At 57.7% G+C, this 16,648-nt stretch carries 13 protein-coding genes, 1 tRNA gene and 1 pseudogene; all 15 read right to left on the bottom strand.

All coding sequences use genetic code 11. The features are described 5' to 3' along the window. On the bottom strand, window positions 1-1,178 hold a 1,178-nt coding region (gene tuf / locus BLX42_RS26195; RefSeq protein WP_161872974.1), incomplete at its 3' end, for an elongation factor Tu. A gap of 27 nt (window positions 1,179-1,205) precedes the next feature. Next, window positions 1,206-3,350 (bottom strand): elongation factor G, encoded by a 2,145-nt coding sequence (gene fusA, locus BLX42_RS26200; protein WP_046788136.1) that lies wholly within the window; start codon window positions 3,348-3,350, stop codon window positions 1,206-1,208. Window positions 3,351-3,380: 30 nt separating this feature from the next. After that, on the bottom strand, window positions 3,381-3,851 hold the full coding sequence (gene rpsG, locus BLX42_RS26205) for a 30S ribosomal protein S7 (RefSeq protein ID WP_003246741.1): 471 nt from the start codon (window positions 3,849-3,851) through the stop codon (window positions 3,381-3,383). A gap of 106 nt (window positions 3,852-3,957) precedes the next feature. Further along, on the bottom strand, window positions 3,958-4,329 hold the full coding sequence (gene rpsL, locus BLX42_RS26210) for a 30S ribosomal protein S12 (protein WP_003255492.1): 372 nt from the start codon (window positions 4,327-4,329) through the stop codon (window positions 3,958-3,960). A gap of 211 nt (window positions 4,330-4,540) precedes the next feature. Next, complete coding sequence (rpoC, locus tag BLX42_RS26215; RefSeq protein ID WP_039601744.1) at window positions 4,541-8,740, bottom strand: DNA-directed RNA polymerase subunit beta'; 4,200 nt, start codon at window positions 8,738-8,740, stop codon at window positions 4,541-4,543. A 64-nt stretch (window positions 8,741-8,804) separates the two neighbouring features. After that, entirely contained in the window at window positions 8,805-12,878 is a 4,074-nt protein-coding gene (rpoB, locus tag BLX42_RS26220; RefSeq protein ID WP_012316522.1) for a DNA-directed RNA polymerase subunit beta, read from the bottom strand. After that, a complete protein-coding gene (locus tag BLX42_RS26225; protein WP_155294789.1) occupies window positions 12,878-13,048 on the bottom strand; it encodes a hypothetical protein in 171 nt (56 codons plus the stop codon). Before BLX42_RS26225 ends, rpoB begins: the two co-directional genes overlap by 1 nt. Before the next feature lie 49 nt (window positions 13,049-13,097). Further along, window positions 13,098-13,463, bottom strand: a complete 366-nt coding sequence (rplL, locus tag BLX42_RS26230; protein ID WP_003255496.1) for a 50S ribosomal protein L7/L12 — start codon at window positions 13,461-13,463, stop codon at window positions 13,098-13,100. Between the two features lie 78 nt (window positions 13,464-13,541). Then, the gene (gene rplJ / locus BLX42_RS26235; protein ID WP_012316523.1) at window positions 13,542-14,042 is read right to left on the bottom strand and encodes a 50S ribosomal protein L10; all 501 of its coding nucleotides are present in this window, start codon (window positions 14,040-14,042) and stop codon (window positions 13,542-13,544) included. Between the two features lie 196 nt (window positions 14,043-14,238). Next, complete coding sequence (gene rplA / locus BLX42_RS26240; protein ID WP_008089131.1) at window positions 14,239-14,934, bottom strand: 50S ribosomal protein L1; 696 nt, start codon at window positions 14,932-14,934, stop codon at window positions 14,239-14,241. Further along, the gene (gene rplK / locus BLX42_RS26245; protein WP_003255500.1) at window positions 14,934-15,365 is read right to left on the bottom strand and encodes a 50S ribosomal protein L11; all 432 of its coding nucleotides are present in this window, start codon (window positions 15,363-15,365) and stop codon (window positions 14,934-14,936) included. Before rplK ends, rplA begins: the two co-directional genes overlap by 1 nt. A gap of 119 nt (window positions 15,366-15,484) precedes the next feature. After that, window positions 15,485-16,018: a transcription termination/antitermination protein NusG gene (gene nusG, locus BLX42_RS26250; protein WP_012316525.1), complete on the bottom strand. Its 534-nt coding sequence runs from the start codon at window positions 16,016-16,018 to the stop codon at window positions 15,485-15,487. 9 nt (window positions 16,019-16,027) lie between these two features. After that, window positions 16,028-16,396, bottom strand: a complete 369-nt coding sequence (gene secE / locus BLX42_RS26255) for a preprotein translocase subunit SecE (RefSeq protein WP_008089117.1) — start codon at window positions 16,394-16,396, stop codon at window positions 16,028-16,030. 44 nt (window positions 16,397-16,440) lie between these two features. Then, window positions 16,441-16,516, bottom strand: a tRNA-Trp gene (locus BLX42_RS26260). 54 nt (window positions 16,517-16,570) lie between these two features. Continuing rightward, a pseudogene (locus BLX42_RS26265) lies at window positions 16,571-16,648 on the bottom strand (elongation factor Tu); the annotation flags it as partial.

Consider the following 16,648-nt stretch of genomic DNA (forward strand, 5'->3'; position numbering starts at 1 on the left):
GCTACGACGCCGGCGCCGACGGTACGACCGCCTTCACGGATAGCGAAGCGCAGACCGTCTTCCATTGCGATGGTCTTGATCAGGGTAACAGTCATCTGAATGTTGTCACCTGGCATTACCATTTCAACGCCTTCCGGCAGTTCGCAGTTACCGGTCACGTCAGTGGTACGGAAGTAGAACTGAGGACGGTAGCCTTTGAAGAACGGAGTGTGACGGCCGCCTTCTTCCTTCGACAGAACGTAGACTTCTGCGGTGAACTTGGTGTGCGGCTTGACCGAACCTGGCTTGACCAGAACCTGGCCACGCTCAACGTCGTCACGCTTGGTACCACGCAGCAGAACGCCGCAGTTCTCGCCAGCACGACCTTCGTCCAGCAGCTTGCGGAACATCTCAACACCGGTGCAGGTGGTGGTGGTGGTGTCACGCAGACCAACGATTTCCAGCGGATCCTGAACGCGGACGATACCACGCTCGATACGACCGGTAACAACGGTACCACGACCCGAGATCGAGAATACGTCTTCGATCGGCATCAGGAACGGCTGGTCGATGGCACGAACTGGCTCAGGAATGTAGCTGTCCAGAGTTTCTACCAGCTTCTTGACAGCGGTAGTGCCCATTTCGTTGTCGTCTTTGCCTTCCAGGGCCATACGAGCGGAACCGATGATGATCGGAGTGTCGTCGCCTGGGAAGTCGTAGGTGGACAGCAGGTCGCGAACTTCCATCTCGACCAGTTCCAGCAGCTCAGCGTCGTCTACCAGGTCAGCCTTGTTCAGGAAGACCACGATGTACGGAACGCCAACCTGACGGGACAGCAGGATGTGCTCACGGGTTTGTGGCATCGGACCATCGGCGGCCGAGCAAACCAGGATCGCGCCGTCCATCTGGGCAGCACCGGTGATCATGTTCTTCACGTAGTCAGCGTGACCTGGGCAGTCAACGTGAGCGTAGTGACGAATGGTCGAGTTGTACTCAACGTGAGCGGTGTTGATGGTGATACCGCGCGCTTTTTCTTCCGGAGCCGAGTCGATCTTGTCGAACTCAACGATTGCCGAGCCGAAAACTTCGGAGCAAACGCGAGTCAGAGCTGCGGTCAGAGTGGTCTTACCGTGGTCAACGTGGCCGATGGTGCCAACGTTAACGTGCGGAAGGGAACGATCAAATTTTTCTTTAGCCACGACAGTGAACCTCTTGCCTAAAGGGGATTAGCCTTGTTTTTTAACGAGTGCTTCGACGATGTTCGACGGAGCTTCGGCGTATTTGGAGAATTCCATGGAGTAGCTTGCGCGACCCTGAGACATGGAACGAACGTCGGTCGCATAACCGAACATTTCTCCGAGCGGTACTTCAGCACGGACGACGCGGCCGGAGACCGACTCATCCATACCCTGGACCAGACCACGACGACGGTTCAGGTCACCCATCACGTCACCCAGGTAGTCTTCCGGGGTTACAACTTCGACCTTCATGATCGGCTCGAGGACCACGCCACCGCCCTTCTGGGCCAGTTGCTTGGTTGCCATCGAAGCAGCGATCTTGAACGCCATTTCGTTGGAGTCGACGTCGTGGTACGAACCGTCGAATACCGTGGCCTTCAGGCCGATCAGAGGATAACCGGCGACGACGCCGTTTTTCATCTGCTCTTCGATACCCTTCTGGATCGGGGCGATGAATTCCTTAGGAATCACACCACCAACGACTTCGTTGGAGAACACCAGACCTTCGGTGATGTTGCCTTTCTCGTCCTGATCTGGCTCCGAGAAACGGATCCAGCAGTGACCGAACTGACCACGACCACCCGACTGACGAACGAACTTGCCTTCGATCTCAACGCCGGACTTGGTGATCTTCTCGCGGTACGAAACCTGCGGCTTACCGATGTTGGCTTCGACGTTGAACTCGCGCTTCATGCGGTCAACGAGGATGTCCAGGTGCAGCTCACCCATGCCCGAGATGATGGTCTGGCCAGTCTCTTCGTCGGTCTTGACGCGGAACGACGGGTCTTCCTGGGCCAGCTTGCCCAGAGCAATACCCATCTTCTCCTGGTCAGCCTTGGTTTTCGGCTCGACGGAGAGCGAAATCACCGGCTCAGGGAAGTCCATACGCTCAAGAATGATTGGCTTGTCGGCGTTGCACAGGGTTTCGCCCGTGGTCACGTCCTTCATGCCGATCAGTGCCGCGATGTCGCCAGCGCGCACTTCCTTGATCTCTTCACGCTGGTTGGCGTGCATCTGCACCATACGACCAACGCGCTCTTTCTTGCCCTTGACTGAGTTGATGACCGAGTCACCGGAGCTCAGAACGCCGGAGTAGACGCGAACGAAGGTCAGAGTACCAACGAACGGGTCGGTCGCGATCTTGAACGCCAGAGCAGAGAACGGCTCGTTGTCGTCGGCGTGACGCTCGTCTTTACGAACAGCCGGATCGTCTTTGTCCAGGTCCTTGTCGTCCGGGTTGATACCCTGGATTGCAGGGATCTCGGTCGGAGCAGGCAGGTAGTCGATGACGGCGTCGAGAACCAGGGGAACACCCTTGTTCTTGAACGACGAACCGCAGACAGCCGGTACGATTTCGCTGGCCAGGGTGCGCGCGCGCAGACCGGCTTTGATCTCTTCGACGGTCAGCTCTTCGCCTTCCAGGTACTTGTTCATCAGCTCTTCGCTGGACTCGGCAGCAGCTTCAACCATGTTGGAGCGCCACTCTTGAGCCAGCTCCAGCATATCGGCAGGAATTTCTTCCTCGCGATAAGTGGTGCCTTTGTCGTCGTCGTTCCAGTAGATAGCCTTCATCTTGATCAGGTCGACCTGACCCTGGAAGTTATCTTCCGAACCGATGGCCAGCTGAACAGGAACCGGGGTGTGACCCAGACGGTTCTTGATCTGACCTACGACGCGCAGGAAGTTTGCACCGGCACGGTCCATCTTGTTCACGTAAACAACACGTGGAACGCCGTACTTGTTGGCCTGACGCCATACGGTTTCGGACTGAGGCTCAACGCCGGAGGTACCGCAGAACACAACGACCGCGCCGTCGAGTACACGCAGCGAACGCTCTACTTCAATGGTGAAGTCAACGTGGCCAGGGGTATCGATGACGTTTACACGGTAGTTGTCGTACTGACCAACGGAACCCTTCCAGAAGGTGGTAACGGCAGCGGAGGTAATGGTGATACCGCGCTCCTGCTCCTGCACCATCCAGTCGGTGGTCGCGGCGCCGTCGTGCACCTCGCCCATCTTGTGGCTCAGACCTGTGTAGAACAGGATCCGCTCGGTAGTGGTAGTCTTGCCCGCGTCAACGTGGGCACAGATACCGATGTTACGGTAGCGGTTAATTGCTGTAGTACGAGCCATAAAGCCCTCGCAAAAATGTTGATGCTTGAATTAGAAGCGGTAGTGCGAGAACGCTTTGTTGGCTTCAGCCATACGGTGCACGTCTTCACGCTTCTTGACTGCAGCACCCTTGCCTTCGGCAGCATCCAGCAGCTCGCCAGCCAGGCGCAGAGCCATCGACTTCTCGCCGCGCTTGCGGGCGTAGTCTACGAGCCAGCGCATTGCCAGAGCGTTACGACGGGATGGACGAACTTCAACCGGAACCTGGTAAGTGGCACCGCCGACACGACGGGACTTTACTTCGACCAGCGGAGCGATGGCGTCGAGAGCTTTCTCGAAGATTTCCAGGGGGTCGCTGTTCTTGCGTGCTTTGACGGTATCCAGGGCACCGTAAACGATGCGCTCGGCTACGGCCTTCTTGCCGCTTTCCATCACGTGGTTCATGAACTTGGCGAGGATCTGGGATCCGTACTTCGGATCGTCAAGGATCTCACGTTTTGCTGCTACACGACGTCTTGGCATGATAAGCCCTCAAACGGTCTTCAGGTTAGCCCGGGACGTGGGTCTTCGACCCCTGCCCGACCTTACTCTTATCGACTCAAAAAAATGGATGTCTGCAAACGGCCGATTACTTCGGACGCTTGGTACCGTACTTCGAACGACCCTGGTTACGGCCTTTGACGCCCGAAGTATCCAGAGAGCCGCGAACGGTGTGGTAACGAACACCTGGCAAGTCTTTTACACGGCCGCCACGGATCAGGACGACGCTGTGCTCTTGCAGGTTGTGGCCTTCACCGCCGATGTACGAGGAAACCTCGAAACCGTTGGTCAGACGCACACGGCATACTTTACGCAGTGCCGAGTTAGGTTTTTTCGGCGTGGTGGTGTACACGCGGGTGCACACGCCACGACGTTGCGGGCAGTTCTGCAGCGCAGGAACGTCGGACTTTTCGACCGAACGCTTACGCGGCTGACGTACCAGCTGGTTGATAGTTGCCATCTACTAGCTCCACTGATTGTCTTGCGACTCTATTGTCTTGCAAGAAAGCCAAAAATTGGCGAGACGGAGCCTCACCAAATTTAAGGGTACAAAAGTCTAAAGAGGATCTTGCACCCAGTCAAGACAAGGCCCCGGCCCTCCCCGCCCGATCATCGGCAACATTTCATGTCTCCGATGACCGTTCGGGGCTTGCCGGGGCCCTGCCCTGTACTTAGTTACCGCTGGAATTCAGCGCTTCGGTCAGTGCGGCTTCCACCTCACTGGCACTTACGCGCAGCGGTTTGTCGGCTTCACGGCGACGCTTACGCTCGCTGTGGTAGGCCAGACCGGTACCGGCCGGGATCAGACGACCCACGACCACGTTCTCTTTCAGGCCGCGCAGGTAATCGCGCTTGCCGGTTACGGCCGCTTCGGTCAGCACGCGGGTGGTTTCCTGGAAGGAAGCCGCGGAGATGAACGACTCGGTCGAAAGCGACGCCTTGGTGATACCCAGCAACACACGGGTGAACTTCGAGACGAACTTGTCATCGGCGGCGAGACGCTCGTTCTCGACCAGCACCTGAGTCAGTTCCATCTGGTCGCCCTTGATGAAGCTGGAATCGCCCGACTCGGAGATCTCGACCTTACGCAGCATCTGACGCAGGATGGTCTCGATGTGCTTGTCGTTGATCTTAACGCCTTGCAGACGGTAAACGTCCTGGATCTCGTTGACGATGTATTTCGCCAGCGCGCTCACACCCAGCAGACGCAGGATGTCGTGCGGATCGCTCGGGCCGTCGGAGATAACTTCACCGCGGTTTACCTGTTCGCCTTCGAAGACGTTCAGGTGACGCCACTTCGGAATCAGCTCTTCGTACGGATCGCTACCGTCGGTCGGGGTAATGACCAGACGACGCTTGCCTTTGGTCTCCTTGCCGAATGCGATGGTGCCGCTGACTTCAGCCAGAATCGAGGCTTCTTTCGGACGACGCGCTTCGAACAGGTCGGCAACACGCGGCAGACCACCGGTGATGTCACGGGTCTTCGACGTTTCTTGCGGGATACGCGCAATAACGTCACCAACACCGATCTGGGCACCGTCAGCAACACCAACCAAGGCGTTCGCTGGCAGGAAGTACTGTGCAGGCACGTCGGTACCTGGCAGGTACAGATCCTTGCCATTGGCGTCGACCATCTTGATTGCCGGACGGATTTCCTTGCCTGCGGCAGGGCGATCCTTGACGTCCAGCACTTCGATGTTGGTCAGGCCGGTCAGCTCGTCGGTCTGGCGCTTGATGGTGATGTTTTCTTCCATGCCCACGAAGGTCACGGTACCTTTCAGCTCGGTAACGATCGGGTGGGTGTGCGGATCCCACTTGGCGACGATGGCGCCAGCTTCGACCTTGTCACCTTCCTTGACCGAAATCACCGCACCGTAAGGCAGCTTGTAACGCTCGCGCTCACGGCCGAATTCATCGGCAATGGCCAGCTCACCGGAACGCGATACGGCAACCAGGTTGCCATCGGCACGCTCGACCTGCTTCAGGTTGTGCAGACGCACCATACCGCCGTTCTTCACCTGGACGCTGTCGGCAGCCGAAGTCCGGCTTGCAGCACCACCGATGTGGAACGTACGCATGGTCAGCTGGGTACCAGGCTCACCGATCGACTGGGCAGCGATAACGCCGACAGCTTCACCGATGTTCACCTGATGACCGCGGGCCAGGTCACGACCGTAGCACTTGGCACAGATACCGTAGCGGGTTTCGCAGTTGATCGGCGAACGTACGACAACTTCGTCGATGCTGTTCAGCTCGATGAACTCGACCCACTGCTCGTCGACCAGGGTACCGGCAGGAACGATGACGTCCTCGGTGCCTGGCTTGAACACGTCACGGGCGATGACACGGCCCAGTACACGCTCACCCAACGGCTCCACGACGTCACCGCCTTCGATGTGCGGAGTCATCAGCAGGCCGTGGTCGGTACCGCAATCGATCTCGGTTACAACCAGGTCTTGCGCAACGTCCACCAGACGACGGGTCAGGTAACCGGAGTTCGCAGTCTTCAACGCGGTATCCGCCAGACCTTTACGAGCACCGTGAGTCGAAATGAAGTACTGGAGTACGCTCAGACCTTCACGGAAGTTCGCAGTAATCGGCGTCTCGATGATCGAGCCGTCCGGCTTGGCCATCAGGCCACGCATACCGGCCAGCTGACGGATCTGTGCTGCGGAACCCCGCGCACCGGAGTCAGCCATCATGTACATCGAGTTGAAGGACTCTTGCTCGACTTCTTTGCCCTCGCGGTCAATGACCTTCTCTTTCGAGAGGTTGGCCATCATCGCCTTGGACACTTCGTCGTTCGCCTTGGACCACAAGTCGATGACCTTGTTGTACTTCTCGCCCTGGGTTACCAGGCCGGAGGCGTACTGGCTCTCGATTTCCTTCACTTCATCAGTGGCGCTGCCAATGATGCGTGCTTTTTCATCAGGGATGACGAAGTCATTCACACCGATGGAAACGCCGGAAATGGTCGAGTAGGCGAAACCGGTGTACATCAACTGGTCGGCGAAGATAACGGTCTCTTTCAGACCAACCACGCGGTAGCACTGGTTGATCAGCTTGGAGATCGCCTTTTTCTTCATCGGCTGGTTGACCACATCGTACGGCAGGCCTGCCGGTACAACCTGGAACAGCAGTGCACGGCCGACAGTGGTGTCGACGATGCGGGTGTTCTTGGTGATGCTGCCATCACGGTCTTTCACGGTCTCGTTGATACGGACCTTGATTTTCGCGTGCAGAGCGGCTTCGCCGGCGCGGAATACGCGGTCGACTTCCTGCAGGTCGGCGAACACGCGACCTTCGCCCTTGGCATTGATGGCTTCACGGGTCATGTAGTACAGACCCAGTACAACGTCCTGCGACGGAACGATGATTGGCTCACCGTTGGCTGGCGACAGAATGTTGTTGGTCGACATCATCAGCGCGCGCGCTTCAAGCTGTGCTTCCAGGGTCAGAGGCACGTGAACGGCCATCTGGTCACCGTCGAAGTCGGCGTTGTACGCAGCACAGACCAGCGGGTGCAGCTGAATGGCCTTGCCTTCGATGAGCACAGGCTCGAACGCCTGGATACCCAGACGGTGAAGGGTCGGTGCACGGTTCAGCAATACGGGGTGTTCGCGAATCACTTCAGCGAGAACGTCCCATACCTCTGGCAGCTCGCGCTCGACCATCTTCTTGGCAGCCTTGATGGTGGTCGCCAGACCACGCATTTCCAGCTTGCCGAAAATGAACGGCTTGAACAGCTCGAGAGCCATCTTCTTCGGCAGACCGCACTGATGCAGACGCAGGGTCGGGCCTACGGTAATTACCGAACGGCCGGAGTAGTCCACACGCTTGCCGAGCAAGTTCTGACGGAAACGACCTTGCTTACCTTTGATCATGTCGGCCAGGGACTTCAGCGGACGCTTGTTCGAGCCAGTGATGGCGCGACCGCGACGGCCGTTGTCCAGCAGGGCGTCTACCGCTTCCTGCAGCATGCGCTTTTCGTTGCGCACGATGATGTCCGGCGCCGACAGATCGAGCAGGCGCTTCAGACGGTTGTTACGGTTGATCACCCGACGATACAGGTCGTTCAGGTCGGAGGTCGCGAAGCGGCCGCCATCCAGCGGAACCAGCGGACGCAGGTCCGGCGGCAGTACTGGCAGAACGGTCAGGACCATCCACTCAGGCAGGTTGCCCGAGCCCTGGAAAGCTTCCATCAGCTTCAGGCGCTTGGACAGCTTCTTGATCTTGGTTTCCGAGTTGGTCTGCGGAATCTCTTCGCGCAGGCGACCGATCTCGTGCTCCAGGTCGATAGCGTGCAGCAGCTCGCGGACAGCCTCGGCACCCATGCGGGCGTCGAAATCGTCACCGAACTCTTCCAGCGCTTCGAAGTACTGCTCGTCGTTCAGCAGCTGACCCTTCTCGAGGGTAGTCATGCCTGGGTCGATGACGACGTAGCTCTCGAAGTAGAGCACGCGCTCGATGTCACGCAGGGTCATGTCCATCAGCAGGCCGATACGGGACGGCAGCGACTTCAGGAACCAGATATGGGCAACCGGCGAGGCCAGCTCGATGTGCGCCATGCGCTCACGACGAACCTTGGCCAAGGCAACTTCAACGCCGCACTTCTCGCAGATCACACCGCGGTGCTTGAGGCGCTTGTACTTGCCGCACAGGCACTCGTAGTCCTTGACCGGGCCAAAGATCTTGGCGCAGAAAAGGCCGTCACGCTCAGGTTTGAACGTACGGTAGTTGATGGTTTCCGGCTTCTTAACTTCACCGAACGACCACGAACGGATCATTTCAGGCGACGCCAGACCGATGCGGATGGCGTCGAACTCTTCGACTTGACCCTGGTTTTTCAGCAAATTCAGTAGGTCTTTCAAGGCCTTTCCTCCTGGCGGAGCAGGAAGCGGGCTGTACCAGCCCCACTCCCCTTCGCGTCACGTGTTATTCGGTTTCCAGATCGATATCGATACCGAGCGAACGGATCTCTTTGATCAACACGTTGAAGGACTCGGGCATGCCCGGCTCCATACGGTGATCGCCATCCACGATGTTCTTGTACATCTTGGTACGGCCGTTCACGTCGTCCGACTTCACTGTGAGCATTTCTTGCAGGGTGTATGCCGCGCCGTATGCTTCCAGCGCCCACACTTCCATCTCCCCGAAACGCTGACCACCGAACTGCGCCTTACCACCCAGCGGCTGCTGGGTAACCAGGCTGTAGGAACCAGTGGAACGCGCGTGCATCTTGTCGTCCACCAAGTGGTTCAGCTTGAGCATGTACATGTAACCAACGGTCACAGGACGCTCGAACTTGTTGCCGGTGCGACCGTCGAACAGCACCATCTGGCCGCTCTCTGGCAGGTCAGCCAGCTTCAGCATGGCCTTGATCTCGCGCTCCTTGGCACCGTCGAAGACCGGAGTAGCCATAGGCACGCCTTTCTTCAGGTTGTGCGCCAGGGCGAGGATCTCTTCGTCGGTGAACTCTTCCAGGTTCTCCTGACGACCACCGATCTCGTTGTAGATCTCGGTGAGGAAGCCACGCAGCTCAGCGGCTTTGCGCTGTTCTTCGATCATGCGGTCGATCTTCTCGCCCAGACCTTTGGCCGCGAGGCCCAGGTGGGTTTCAAGGATCTGACCGACGTTCATACGCGAAGGTACGCCCAGCGGGTTCAGTACGACGTCGACCGGAGTACCGTTGGCATCGTGCGGCATGTCTTCTACCGGCATGATGACCGAGACCACACCTTTGTTACCGTGACGACCAGCCATCTTGTCACCCGGCTGGATGCGACGGCGGATGGCCAGGTAAACCTTGACGATCTTCAGTACGCCCGGTGCCAGGTCATCGCCCTGCTGCAGCTTGCGCTTCTTGTCTTCGAACTTGTCGTCCAGCAGGCGACGGCGATCGACGATGTACTGCTGAGCCTTTTCCAGCTGCTCGTTCAGTGCATCTTCAGCCATGCGCAGCTTGAACCACTGGCCGTGCTCCAGACCGTCCAGCACTTCGTCAGTGATCACGGTGCCTTTCTTCAGGCCCGCACCACCGTCGACCACTTGGCCGTTCAGGGCAGAACGCAGACGCTCGAAGGTTGCACCTTCGACGATACGGAACTCTTCGTTGAGGTCCTTGCGAATCTCGTCCAGCTGCATCTTCTCGATGGCCAGTGCGCGGCTGTCGCGCTCAACGCCATCACGAGTGAAGACCTGTACGTCGATGACGGTACCCTTGGTGCCAGTCGGCACGCGCAGGGAGGTATCCTTAACGTCGCTGGCCTTCTCACCGAAGATCGCGCGCAGCAGTTTTTCTTCCGGAGTCAGCTGGGTTTCGCCTTTTGGCGTGACCTTGCCGACCAGGATGTCGCCAGCGCCGACTTCAGCACCTACGTAGACGATACCGGCTTCGTCCAGCTTGTTCAGCGCAGCTTCACCCACGTTCGGGATATCCGCAGTGATTTCCTCTGGGCCAAGCTTGGTGTCACGCGCCACACAGGTGAGTTCCTGAATGTGGATTGTGGTAAAGCGGTCTTCCTGAACCACACGCTCGGACAGGCAGATGGAGTCTTCGAAGTTGAAGCCGTTCCACGCCATGAACGCGATGCGCATGTTCTGACCCAGCGCCAGTTCACCCATGTCGGTGGACGGGCCGTCGGCCATGATGTCGCCGCGCGCAACCTTGTCACCTTTGCTAACCAGCGGACGCTGGTTGATGCAGGTGTTCTGGTTGGAGCGGGTGTACTTGGTCAGGTTGTAGATATCTACACCTGCTTCACCGGTCTCGACTTCGTCGTCAGCTACGCGAACGACGATACGGCTGGCGTCGACGGAGTCGATCACACCACCGCGACGAGCAACCACGCAGACACCGGAGTCACGGGCAACGTTGCGCTCCATGCCGGTACCGACCAGCGGCTTGTCAGCACGCAGGGTTGGTACAGCCTGACGCTGCATGTTCGAACCCATGAGTGCACGGTTGGCGTCGTCGTGCTCAAGGAACGGAATCAGCGAGGCAGCAACGGAAACAACCTGCTTCGGCGATACGTCCATCAGGGTGACGTCTTCCGGCGCCTTGACGGTGAATTCGTTCAGGTGACGAACGGCCACCAGTTCGTCGATCAGTTGCTTCTTGTCGTTCATCGCGGCCGAAGCCTGGGCGATGACGTGATCAGCTTCTTCGATCGCCGACAGGAACACGATGTCATCGCTGACCACGCCTTCCTTAACCACGCGGTACGGGCTTTCCAGGAAGCCGTACTGGTTGGTGCGGGCATAGGCCGCCAGGGAGTTGATCAGACCGATGTTCGGACCTTCAGGGGTCTCGATCGGGCACACGCGGCCGTAGTGGGTCGGGTGTACGTCACGGACTTCGAAGCCTGCGCGCTCACGGGTCAGACCGCCCGGGCCGAGCGCGGAAACACGGCGCTTGTGGGTGATCTCGGAGAGCGGGTTGTTCTGGTCCATGAACTGCGAAAGCTGGCTGGAACCGAAGAACTCTTTCACCGCCGCCGCAACCGGCTTGGCGTTGATCAGGTCCTGCGGCATCAGGCCTTCGCTTTCAGCCATCGACAGGCGTTCCTTGACCGCGCGCTCGACGCGCACCAGGCCAACACGGAACTGGTTCTCGGCCATCTCGCCGACGCAACGTACGCGACGGTTACCGAGGTGGTCGATGTCGTCGACGATGCCTTTACCGTTACGGATATCGACCAGGGTCTTGAGAACCTCGACGATGTCTTCCTTGCTCAGCACGCCCGAACCTTCGATCTCGGTACGACCGATACGACGGTTGAACTTCATGCGGCCTACGGCCGACAGGTCGTAACGCTCAGCGCTGAAGAACAGGTTGTTGAACAGGGTCTCGGCAGCATCCTTGGTTGGCGGCTCGCCTGGGCGCATCATGCGATAGATCTCGACCAGCGCTTCCAGTTGGTTGCTGGTGGTGTCGATCTTCAGGGTGTCCGAGATGAACGGACCGCAGTCGATGTCGTTGGTGTACAGCGTCTCGATGCGAACGACCTGAGCCTTGGCGATCTTGATCAGCAGCTCGGTGGTCAGCTCGGTGTTGCACTCGGCGATGATCTCGCCGGTGGCCGGATGCACAATGGCCTTGGCGGTGGTGCGGCCCAGGACGTATTCCATCGGAACGTCCAGCTGGTTCACACCGGCCTTCTCGAGCTGGTTGACGTGGCGCGCGGTAATACGGCGGCCCTGCTCAACGATGACCTTGCCGGTTTCGTCATGGATGTCCATGACCGCAACTTCACCACGCAGACGCTGAGGCACCAGTTCCAGGCTGAGTTTCTCGCCGGAAATATGGAACACGTTGGTGGTGTAGAAGGTGTTCAGAACCTCTTCGGTGCTGTAACCCAAGGCGCGCAGCAGTACCGAGGCCGGCAGTTTGCGACGACGGTCGATACGGACGAACACGCAGTCTTTCGGGTCGAACTCGAAGTCCAACCAGGAGCCGCGGTACGGAATGATGCGAGCGGAGTACAGCAGCTTGCCGGAGCTGTGCGTCTTGCCACGGTCGTGGTCGAAGAACACACCAGGCGAACGGTGCAGCTGGGAAACGATCACACGCTCGGTACCGTTGATAACGAAGGTACCGTTCTCAGTCATCAGGGGGATTTCACCCATGTAGACTTCTTGCTCTTTGATGTCCTTGATCGCTTTGTTCGACGATTCCTTGTCGAAGATGATCAGGCGCACCTTGACCCGCAGCGGGACCGCGAAGGTCACGCCACGCAGGACACATTCCTTCACATCGAAGGCGGGTTCGCCCAGGCGATAGCCTACGTACTCCAGGGCAGCATTGCCGGAGTAGCTGATGATCGGAAATACCGATTTGAAGGCCGCGTGCAGGCCGACGTCGCGGAACTGATCCTTGGATGCTCCCGCTTGCAGGAATTCGCGATACGAATCCAGCTGGATGGCCAGGAGGTAAGGCACATCCATGACGTCCGGCAACTTGCTAAAGTCCTTGCGGATACGTTTTTTCTCAGTGTATGAGTAAGCCATCAGCGTTCCCCAGCTTGGTCACCTGCTTGTTTGGCTTCTCCCGGCGGGAGCAGCCAGAAAATCGTGCAAACCCCTTGGTTTGCGCCACCCACATGGGTGTCTTGCAGCTTGTTATCGGGGCCGACCTGATCGGCCACCAATAACGGAAAAAGGCCGGTGGCATAAGCCACCAGCCATCAGCCTTTGCTCAACGCTCCGGCTGGAGTCGCAAAGTCGAGATTACTTCAGCTCGACTTTAGCGCCTGCTTCTTCCAGCTTCTTCTTAGCGTCTTCAGCGGCTTCTTTCGAAACGCCTTCAGCTACGACCTGAGGAGCGCCATCGACTTTCTCTTTGGCTTCTTTCAGGCCCAGACCGGTCAGCTCGCGAACGGCTTTGATCACGTTCACTTTCTTGTCGCCGGCTTCAACCAGAACAACGTTGAACTCGGTCTGCTCTTCAACAACGGCAGCAGCAGCAGCTGGGCCAGCAGCGGCAACAGCAGCGGTAACGCCGAAGGTTTCTTCCATAGCTTTGATCAGCTCAACAACTTCCAGAACGGTTTTCTGGCCGATTGCTTCGATGATTTGCTCGTTAGTCAGGGACATGACTTAAATCCTGTATTGGGGTGACAGCCTACGCAGCCATCAAATTAAACATATGATTTTGAAAGAGGTTACGCGGCCTTAGGCAGCAGCAGCTTCTTTCTGGTCGCGAACGGCCGCCAGAGTACGAGCCAGCTTGCTGGTAGCGCCTTGAATAACGCTCATCAGACGTGCGATAGCTTCGTCACGGGTCGGCAAGGTAGCCAGTACATCGATCTGGTTGGCGGCAATGAAATTGCCGTCAAACGCAGCTGCCTTGATCTCGAACTTGTCCTGACCCTTGGCGAACTCTTTGAACAGACGAGCAGCAGCGCCCGGGTGTTCGTTGGAGAAAGCAATCAGGGTCGGGCCTTTGAACGCGTCGTTGAGGATCGAATACTCGGTGCCTTCAACTGCGCGCTTGAGCAGGGTGTTACGTACGACACGTACGTATACGCCAGCTTCGCGGGCCTCTTTACGGAGTCCGGTCATTGCGCTTACAGTCACACCACGGGCATCGGCCACGACAGCGGACAGAGCGACTTTGGCAGCCTCGTTGACTTCAGCGACGATGGCTTTCTTGTCTTCGAGTTTAATTGCCACGGGTTTACTCCTGGTTTTTACCGTTTCATCTGGCCGAAGCCGGATGTCGTTTTGGTGTCTGATTCGGTAACGAATCGGGAGCACCATCTGCGTAGGCTTGAGGTTTAAGGCTTGCGCCGCCTACGGTCTTGGATAGCCCCCGCCAGGCAGGGACCCCAATTTTGCTGATGGCGCGACGGATCGCGCCATCATTGCCTTACGCGTTCAGCGAGCTCTGATCGATGACCAGACCTGGGCCCATAGTGGTGCTCAGGGTAACGCGCTTGACGTAGATACCTTTCGAAGAAGCCGGCTTGATACGCTTCAAATCAGCGATCAGGGCCTCAACGTTTTCCTTCAGCTTGCCAGCTTCGAAGCCGACCTTGCCAACGGAGGTGTGGATGATACCGTTCTTGTCGGTGCGATAGCGAACCTGACCGGCCTTGGCGTTTTTCACAGCCGTGGCAACATCAGGAGTCACAGTACCGACTTTCGGGTTAGGCATCAGGCCGCGAGGACCCAGAACCTGACCCAGCTGACCCACAACGCGCATGGCATCTGGCGATGCGATGACTACGTCATAGTTCAGGTCGCCGCCTTTCATTTCGGCAGCCAGATCGTCCATACCTACACGGTCAGCGCCGGCAGCCAGAGCGGCCTCAGCAGCTGGACCCTGGGTGAAGACAGCAACGCGTACGGTCTTGCCAGTGCCGTGTGGCAGCACAGTAGCGCTACGTACGACCTGGTCGGATTTACGCGGGTCAACACCGAGGTTGACAGCAACGTCGAAAGATTCGCTGAACTTCACGGTGGACAGTTCAGCCAGCAGCGCAGCTGCGTCTTCGAAGTTGTAAACTTTGCCAGCTTCGATTTTCGAAGCAATAGCCTTTTGGCGCTTGGTCAGCTTAGCCATTACACACCCTCCACGTTCAGGCCCATGCTGCGGGCAGAGCCAGCGATGGTGCGTACAGCAGCGTCCAGGTCAGCAGCGGTCAGATCAGCCTGTTTAGCTTTGGCGATATCTTCCAGCTGAGCACGGGTCACGGTACCGACTTTGACGGTGTTCGGGCGAGCCGAACCACTGGTCAGGCCAGCAGCTTTCTTCAGCAGAACCGAGGCAGGGGTGCTCTTGGTTTCGAAAGTGAAGCTACGGTCACTGTAAACAGTGATGATCACAGGAGTCGGCAGGCCGGCTTCTTGACCCTGAGTACGGGCGTTGAAGGCCTTGCAGAATTCCATGATGTTCACACCGTGTTGGCCCAGTGCTGGACCAACGGGTGGGCTTGGGTTGGCCTGGCCGGCCTTAACTTGCAGCTTGATGTAAGCCTGAATCTTCTTAGCCATGAGCTACTCCAATATCGGGTACGAACGCCAGATGGCTCCCCGGATGACTTGCGTTTTATCCCAGTGACGACAAAACCCCGCAGCACACAGGGCTGCGGGGTATGGGATGCTTCGTCCGCCTAGACCTTTTCGACCTGGCTGAACTCGAGCTCTACCGGAGTAGAGCGACCGAAAATGAGCACCGCCACCTGGAGGCGACTCTTTTCGTAGTTAACCTCTTCGACGTTACCATTGAAGTCAGCGAACGGACCGTCAATGACTCGAACCACTTCACCGGGCTCGAACAACGTCTTCGGCTTCGGCTTGTCACTACCATCGGCAACGCGACGCAGGATAGCCTCAGCTTCTTTATCAGTGATCGGTGCAGGCTTATCTGCAGTACCACCAATAAAGCCCATCACACGAGGGGTGTCCTTGACCAAGTGCCAAGTCCCTTCGTTCATCTCCATCTGGACCAGAACATAGCCAGGGAAGAATTTACGCTCACTTTTGCGCTTCTGGCCGTTGCGCATTTCGACGACTTCTTCGGTCGGGACCAGGATCTCGCCGAAACCGTCTTCCATGCCTGCCAGCTTGACGCGCTCTATCAGGGAGCGCATAACATGCTTCTCGTAACCCGAGTAAGCATGCACAACATACCAACGCTTAGCCACGGGACACCTTTAGCCAACGATCAGGGAGACCGCCCAGCCGAGCAGGGAATCAAGACCCCACAGCAGCAGTGCCATAACCAGCACGACAGCCACGACAATTAGCGTGGTCTGGGTGGTTTCCTGGCGGGTCGGCCACACGACTTTACGGATCTCAGTACGAGCTTCCTTCGCAAGCGCAAAGAACGACTTACCCTTCGCAGTCTGCAGAGCTACAAAGCCTGCAACAGCAGCCAGGGCGAGAAGCGCAAGAACGCGGTACAGGATTGGGGAGGCGGAGTAATACTGATTACCCACTACACCAACAACCACCAAAGCCACTACAGCCAGCCACTTGAACAGATCAAAACGCGATTCTTGGGCTTCAGTTTTGGGAGTCATCGGGGAGGATCCTGTAAGAAGAAAGCCAATCACACTGAAGTGAATGGCAGGTCAGGAGGGAATCGAACCCCCAACCTACGGTTTTGGAGACCGTCGCTCTGCCAATTGAGCTACTGACCTGTAACGCTGTATCAGGCCGGCCATTATACCGGCCTGATCAAGTAAATCAACTACTTATTCGATAATTTTTGCTACGACGCCGGCGCCGACGGTACGACCGCCTTCACGGATAGCGAAGCGCAGACCGTCTTC

It is taken from the genome of Pseudomonas sp. SG-MS2, assembly GCF_009933855.1.
In the GTDB taxonomy this organism is placed as follows: domain Bacteria; phylum Pseudomonadota; class Gammaproteobacteria; order Pseudomonadales; family Pseudomonadaceae; genus Aquipseudomonas; species Aquipseudomonas putida_E.